Below are 6,454 nucleotides of genomic sequence, written 5' to 3'. Positions count from 1 at the left end.
TGCTAGCAAGTTAAGCGAACACTGACGTGATAAATTAGTGGTTAGCTATATTTTTTTACTTTGCAACAGAACCATAAAAAGTATATATTTATTTTCTTCTAGGTTTAAATACATAAATTAATCCTATTGTTATTAAAATCAAGATTTGGGATATAATCCCTAAAAAAATAGCATAACCAAAAGCTGTGAAAGGTTTAAAATATCCACTTGAAGCATAAGTGTTTATAAATAAATGAGAACATATTACTGATAATATAGTCCCAATTAATCTACTAATTAATACTAAAATATATGATTTATAATTTTTGATGAATAGGCCAATACCTATAGATATAACCACTAGAAGTATATAAAAAAGTGATATTCCTTTCTTATAATCAACAATCAAACAAACAAATTCAATTGGAATAAGTGAAATTAAGCAAATTATATATTTCGTTAAATTATTCATTAATAATTCCTCCTTTAATATTATTAAATTTTTGTTAATTAATTTCGAAAAACTTTTATTAAATATTTAATTACTGTATATTATAAATGTAAATTTGAAAAATTTCTATAAGGAGTGATTATTTGAAAAAGTTATTTGTTTTTGTTTTCACTTTATTATTTACGTTAGCTTTTACTTCAATGAATTTCTTTAACTCAGCAAACGCCGAAGAAAATAACACTACTAATTATCAGGAATTACAAAAAGATGGAACTTTAGATAAGTCTGTTACTCAAGAGCAATGGAATCAATTCTTACAAAATTCAAGTCAAGCAAAACAGCAAATAGAAAATAAAAGCGATGTATCTACTAGATCTAGATTTCATTTAAAAGCTGGAGATGTTTTAATTTCTAATGCTACCAGTTCTTGGGGTTTAACTGGACATGCTGCAATTGCAATTAGCAGCAAAAAAATATTACATATTTATGGTAAAGGTCATCATCCAGCTACACATTCTTTATCTTGGTTTAAGAAAAGATATGCTAAGAAAGGTAAATGGATGAAAATTTATCGTTCAAAAAAACATGGAGCAGGTTCTAAAGCAGCTAGATGGGCTAGAAAACATTATGTAGGTAAAAAATACAGATATGGTATTAATACTCATCTATCTAAAAGAAATCCTACGTATTGTTCAAAAATTGTTTATCAAGCATATAGATATGGAATAGGTAGAAAAGCAATGTCTTCACCAACACCAATAGTTTCACCATATACATTACCTAATTTTTCTTCTAATTCTTATAAGTTAAAAAGAGTGAAAACTTATTAAGATTTTTAAACTTTCTATGCTAATAAGCCTCTTACAAATTTGTATGTGCTAAACTGTTTGTGTCAGATGACATTAGATAGCATCTCCTCGTGTTGATTATTTTGATTGGCTAACCAATATTAATTCTAGCAAGAAGAGATGCATTTTTTTGTGACAACGGTAGAACCTGTTCTGAACCATACGCTATGCGTATGGTATTCTTTATACAAACAAAAAACAGGGTACTACTTTAAAGTAATACCCTGTTTTAAAATTAAATTTTAATTTATTAAACAAATTTAAGTACTTGGTCAACGATTTTAGCAATTGTATTAGCAATGCCAAAGCCCATGTCTACCCAGTCTTGTTTGACATGTAAACCTGAATTTACTGCATTATGTAATGATTCAACAATACCTGACATAAATGTACACTCCTTTATACAAATTAAAATGATGTAACCATATAAGTTTGTAACATTTCTAGAATGATTTGTAAACTTAATTTACACTATTTTAATATATCACATCATTAACAATGACAAAAAATACCGGACTCTATATTAAATAGAATCTGGTATTTTTGATTTGTCCATCCATTTTTTTAATATAAAAAGATGTTATTAATATCATGCTCTTGGAGATTATATATAAATTTAGTATTCAATATTTGGTATTTTATTTACATGTTTTTGATAACGTTTAAGTACACTATAACCAATAGTACAAATAGCTATTGCTACAAATAATTTTTTCAAATTTGTCATTCCTTTACTCTATTTGTTTTCATAATAATTTAATTCTAAATCTTTAGATGTTTGTTTTCGAATAGTTCTCATTAATCCAATATCATTAACTAATGATTGGCCATAAGATGGTATCATTTTTTTGATTTTTGGTGTCCATTTTGATTCATATTCTGAGAAGTTTTTTTCAAGTACTTCTAAAGCTACAGAAACTGAAGTTGAAGCCCCAGGTGATTCTCCTAGTAAAGCAATAATTGAGTGATCTTTAGAATTAACTACTTCCGTTCCAAATTGAATATAACCTTTTCCATGTTCAGGTGTATCTTTGATGACTTGTACACGTTTACCAGCAGTATATAACTGCCAATCTTCATCACGTGCTTCTGGATAAAACGTACGTAAATGATTCATACACCCTTCTTTAGTCATTAATATTTGATCAAACGAATATTTAATTAAAGGAAGGTTTTTAACTGCAGAAGATAAAAGTGTTGTAATATTATATGGCTTAATCGATTTAAATAAATCTAAATTCGAACCATTTTTTAAGAATTTAGGGCCTACACTAGCAAATGGGCCAAATAATAAGGTACGTTCACCATCAATATAACGTGTATCCAAGTGAGGTACAGTCATAGGTGGTGTACCTTTAGGCTCTTTACCATATACCTTAGCGTCATGCTTGGCTATGGTATCAGGGTTAGTACAAATTAAGAATTGACCTGTAATTGGGAAACCACCCAAATTTTTGCTTTCTGGAATACCTGTTTTTTGTAATAATGGAATGGCTCCACCACCAGCACCAATAAATACATAATCAGCAAGTTCTGTTTGCACATCACCACTATTGCGTTGACGTACTTTAACTTCCCATTTACCATCTTTTCGATGATTAAAATCTATGACTTCATGATTATATTGAACATTAGCATTCGGATGTTGTTCAATATTTTTAGCCATTTTTCGAGTAAGCTCACCAAAATTAACATCTGTACCTTCATTAATTTTACTAGCGGCCATAATGTCACTCGAATTATGCCCTTTCATCATTAAAGGAATCCATTTTCTCATTTCCTCAATATCTTCCGTATATTCAATATTGTCAAACATCGGAAAATCTTTCATCGCATAATAGCGATCTTTTAAAAATTGAACATTATTTTTACCTCTCACAAAACTAATATGAGGTAAAGGCTGAATAAATTCTTTAGGGTTAGAAATACTTTTATTTTTAACTAAGTGGTTCCAAAATTGTTTTGAAATTTCAAATTGCTCATTAATTTCTTTTGCTTTTTCAATATCAATTGAACCATCAGGCTTTCTTACTGTATAGTTCAGTTCACATAAAGCAGCATGGCCAGTTCCGGCATTATGACGTTCATTAGAACTTTCAATCCCTGGACGATCTAAACGTTCATATAGTTTAATATTCCAATTAGGTTCTATTTCTTTAAGCATAGAACCAAAAGTAGTACTTAATACCCCAGCACCAATAATGACAACTGTTTTTGACTCTTTAGTATTCATAAATAATTCCTCTTCCCTTTTTGTGACTAAGTAGTAGTATAATACAATTCAACTTATAATAAAAATACTCATTTTTAATCTGACTTATTCCATAAAAGAATAGGTTTAAAAGCAACTAAAAAACTCTAAAAGATGCGTTAAAGATTTATAAAACTTTAATATATCTTTTTTAGGTGAAAACTTCTGATAATTGTAGGTTCTCTCATTATCTATGATTATTACTTTCTAACTGTATCTAGAAAATCATCTCCCCAATTACAAATTGAAAATACTACTTTATCAAGCTTTAGTCCTATTTCAGTCAATCTATAATCTACTTTAGGAGGGACTACTGGATAGACCGTCCTTTCGAGAATTTTGTCTTGTTCTAGTTCTCTAAGTTGTCTTATTAACATTCGCTGGTTGATATCAGGTAGTTTATTTTGTAATTCACTTAACCTTAAACGATTACTCTGCAAAAGATGGTAAACAATGGCAATTTTCCATCTTCCACCAATGACAGACAGGGCTAAATCTTTCGATGTATAAAATTCTTTATTATTATATTCAATTAACAAAACGAATCCTCCATTTTTATATAGTGACAAAAATGTCAGTATTGTTATTCTAAACAACTAATACCATAATAGCATTATAAAAGATAGAGAGGAGAAATTTTAATGAAATTACAATTAGCAATCGATTTATTAGACCAAAAAGAAGCAGCAAAATTAGCTCAAGAAGTAGAGGAATTCATTGATATCGTAGAAATTGGAACACCAATCGTTATAAATGAAGGACTATCTGCTGTTGAACATATGAGTAAATCAGTCACTAACACACAAGTATTAGCAGACCTGAAAATTATGGATGCTGCTAGTTATGAAGTAAGTCAAGCTGTAAAATTCGGTGCTGATATCGTAACAATTCTGGGTGTTTCTGAAGATGCTTCAATTAAAAGTGCTATCGAAGAAGCGCACAACAATGGCAAAGAATTATTAGTTGATATGATCGCAGTTCAAAATTTAGAACAACGTGCAGCTGAATTAGATAAAATGGGTGCTGATTATATTGCAGTACATACGGGTTATGATTTACAAGCTAAAGGTGTATCACCTTTAGAAAGTTTACGTACTGTTAAATCAGTTATTTCAAATTCAAAAGTAGCCGTAGCAGGCGGTATCAAACCCGATACAATTAAATCAGTGGCAGTTGAACAACCAGATTTAATTATTGTTGGTGGTGGCATCGCAAACGCTGACGATCCAAAAGCTGCTGCTAAACAATGTCGTGATATAATTGATGGAAATGCTTAACTATTTTTAATATATGTTTAAACTCCCTCCTTCTTAGTGTATATAATATCTAGATTTAAAAATTATAATTGAAAGGTAATGTTGTAATATGACTAAAAAAGTAGCAATCATTTTAGCAGATGAATTTGAAGATATAGAATTAACTAGTCCAAAAGAGGCATTAGAAAATGCTGGATTTGAGACTGAGATTATTGGTGATACAGCTAATCATGAAGTTGTTGGTAAACATGGTGAAAAAGTAACTGTAGATGTTAGTATCGCAGATGCTAAACCAGAAAATTATGACGCATTATTAATTCCTGGTGGATTTTCCCCTGACCATTTACGTGGTGATGAAGAAGGTCGTTATGGTACATTTACTAAGTATTTCACTCAAAATGATGTACCAACATTTGCGATTTGTCATGGCCCACTATTATTAGTTGATACTGATGATTTAAATGGACGTACAATAACTGGTGTTATCAATGTACGTAAAGATTTATCTAATGCAGGAGCACATGTTGTTGATAAATCAGTTGTAGTAGACAACAATATTGTAACAAGTCGTGTACCAGATGACTTAGATGATTTCAATAGAGAGATTATTAAACAATTAGAAGCATAAATTAAGATCCATTATAAATAATTATTTGATAGATTAGACTATCGACAAAGATCTAAAATTTGTCGATAGTTTTTTATTATTAATTTTGAAGCTCCAATTTTATTAAGATATATACATCAAATAATTCATAACGTCGTATTACATATTTTGCATTCCTATACACTATGATGTTATAATACATTTAACGAAGATTATATGCATATATGCACCAATCCCCTCACTATTTGTGGTAGTGAGGGGATTTTTGATGCGGCTTAACGTCGCCTTCTATTTATTACGTTTACTACTAAGCCAGTAAGTAAAATACGCAACTGCACAGCCACTAATGACTGGTGCAATGATGTGAACGAAGATCATAAGCATATTAAGCACCTCCTTCCGTCGAAAATACCGCCGGAAGTTAAGGCGACTCTATTATTATATCATCTGTAAACACGTAAGCATATCCACTTCCGATAAGTGAACTTATGTCAAAAGTATTATCTATTAAAAAACAAATTACCTTTATTATTAAGTCTACTTAGTCATAATCAAAGTCATATTAGCGTACATAATTAAGTCGAATTATGATTTTTAGAAAGCGCGTATTGGTCACTTGTATGATTTATCATACTGCTTATAAAGTATAAATAAATGAAAAATGTCTTACTCATGTTTGATAAATTCTTGTGATATTTTTTATATTAAACACTTACATTTTTGCTATAAAAATATTTTTGTACTCATCACTTTTTGAATAAAGTATCTCAAACATATCCCTAAATGATTCATTATAATGAACATAAAATAAAAGTAATAAGAAATTATTTAGGCCTTATTATTCAAAAACAAATTATAAAAACATCCAAATCTAAACAGAAATATGGTCAAAAAGAGCTAAAACAAAATACAAAATGAGGTACAAAAGGACGCATTTGTTACATCAATATTTGATCAATCAAACCTAAAAATTAAAATAAGATCACACTTAAGTGGTCTTATTTTTTATACGAAAAAAGTCCAAAAAAACGGTTCTGTTGCAAAGTAAAAAATATAGCTAAC

Annotated in this window: 9 protein-coding genes; 3 read left to right on the top strand and 6 right to left on the bottom strand. The window is 29.5% G+C overall.

What is annotated here, in order from left to right:
- Positions 1–88: 88 nt before the first annotated feature.
- A complete protein-coding gene (locus tag HMPREF2642_RS00155) occupies positions 89–451 on the bottom strand; it encodes a hypothetical protein (protein WP_002441953.1) in 363 nt (120 codons plus the stop codon).
- A 122-nt stretch (positions 452–573) separates the two neighbouring features.
- On the opposite strand from HMPREF2642_RS00155, the gene HMPREF2642_RS00150 reads away from it, so the two are divergent.
- Positions 574–1,260, top strand: coding sequence for a YiiX/YebB-like N1pC/P60 family cysteine hydrolase (locus HMPREF2642_RS00150; protein ID WP_002441952.1), 687 nt, complete (start codon positions 574–576; stop codon positions 1,258–1,260).
- A 268-nt stretch (positions 1,261–1,528) separates the two neighbouring features.
- Here the strand turns inward: HMPREF2642_RS00150 and HMPREF2642_RS00145 are convergent, their stop codons facing one another.
- The 4 genes from HMPREF2642_RS00145 to HMPREF2642_RS00135 all read right to left on the bottom strand — a co-directional run bounded on the left by HMPREF2642_RS00145 (position 1,529) and on the right by HMPREF2642_RS00135 (position 4,068).
- On the bottom strand, positions 1,529–1,663 hold the full coding sequence (locus HMPREF2642_RS00145) for a beta-class phenol-soluble modulin (protein WP_002436888.1): 135 nt from the start codon (positions 1,661–1,663) through the stop codon (positions 1,529–1,531).
- A 231-nt stretch (positions 1,664–1,894) separates the two neighbouring features.
- Entirely contained in the window at positions 1,895–2,005 is a 111-nt protein-coding gene (locus HMPREF2642_RS11340; RefSeq protein ID WP_080550853.1) for an SE2200 family small protein, read from the bottom strand.
- Positions 2,006–2,014: 9 nt separating this feature from the next.
- Positions 2,015–3,511, bottom strand: a complete 1,497-nt coding sequence (lqo, locus tag HMPREF2642_RS00140; RefSeq protein ID WP_070597494.1) for an L-lactate dehydrogenase (quinone) — start codon at positions 3,509–3,511, stop codon at positions 2,015–2,017.
- Positions 3,512–3,729: 218 nt separating this feature from the next.
- Positions 3,730–4,068, bottom strand: coding sequence for a winged helix-turn-helix transcriptional regulator (locus tag HMPREF2642_RS00135; RefSeq protein WP_002436858.1), 339 nt, complete (start codon positions 4,066–4,068; stop codon positions 3,730–3,732).
- A gap of 102 nt (positions 4,069–4,170) precedes the next feature.
- Between HMPREF2642_RS00135 and hxlA the strand changes: the two genes are divergently transcribed.
- Both hxlA and HMPREF2642_RS00125 read left to right on the top strand, forming a co-directional pair.
- Positions 4,171–4,806 carry a 3-hexulose-6-phosphate synthase gene (gene hxlA, locus HMPREF2642_RS00130; RefSeq protein ID WP_002441945.1) on the top strand — a complete coding sequence of 212 codons (636 nt, stop codon included), beginning with the start codon at positions 4,171–4,173 and terminating at the stop codon, positions 4,804–4,806.
- A gap of 88 nt (positions 4,807–4,894) precedes the next feature.
- The gene (locus tag HMPREF2642_RS00125) at positions 4,895–5,413 is read left to right on the top strand and encodes a type 1 glutamine amidotransferase domain-containing protein (protein WP_002441943.1); all 519 of its coding nucleotides are present in this window, start codon (positions 4,895–4,897) and stop codon (positions 5,411–5,413) included.
- A gap of 267 nt (positions 5,414–5,680) precedes the next feature.
- Here HMPREF2642_RS00125 and HMPREF2642_RS11480 read toward each other — a convergent pair whose 3' ends face one another.
- A complete protein-coding gene (locus HMPREF2642_RS11480; RefSeq protein ID WP_002441941.1) occupies positions 5,681–5,776 on the bottom strand; it encodes a type I toxin-antitoxin system Fst family toxin in 96 nt (31 codons plus the stop codon).
- Positions 5,777–6,454 lie beyond the last annotated feature (678 nt).

The organism is Staphylococcus sp. HMSC055A09, assembly GCF_001809655.1.
GTDB lineage: Bacteria > Bacillota > Bacilli > Staphylococcales > Staphylococcaceae > Staphylococcus > Staphylococcus capitis.
This window is presented reverse-complemented; position numbering and strand designations above follow the sequence as displayed.

Bases quoted from the DNA above. Each gene is read 5' to 3' on its own strand.
- HMPREF2642_RS00145 (WP_002436888.1), bottom strand. From the start codon at position 1,663: ATGTCAGGTATTGTTGAATCATTACATAATGCAGTAAATTCAGGTTTA.
- HMPREF2642_RS11480 (WP_002441941.1), bottom strand. From the start codon at position 5,776: ATGCTTATGATCTTCGTTCACATCATTGCACCAGTCATTAGTGGCTGT.
- HMPREF2642_RS00125 (WP_002441943.1), top strand. From the start codon at position 4,895: ATGACTAAAAAAGTAGCAATCATTTTAGCAGATGAATTTGAAGATATA.
- lqo (WP_070597494.1), bottom strand. From the start codon at position 3,511: ATGAATACTAAAGAGTCAAAAACAGTTGTCATTATTGGTGCTGGGGTA.
- HMPREF2642_RS00155 (WP_002441953.1), bottom strand. From the start codon at position 451: ATGAATAATTTAACGAAATATATAATTTGCTTAATTTCACTTATTCCA.
- HMPREF2642_RS11340 (WP_080550853.1), bottom strand. From the start codon at position 2,005: ATGACAAATTTGAAAAAATTATTTGTAGCAATAGCTATTTGTACTATT.
- hxlA (WP_002441945.1), top strand. From the start codon at position 4,171: ATGAAATTACAATTAGCAATCGATTTATTAGACCAAAAAGAAGCAGCA.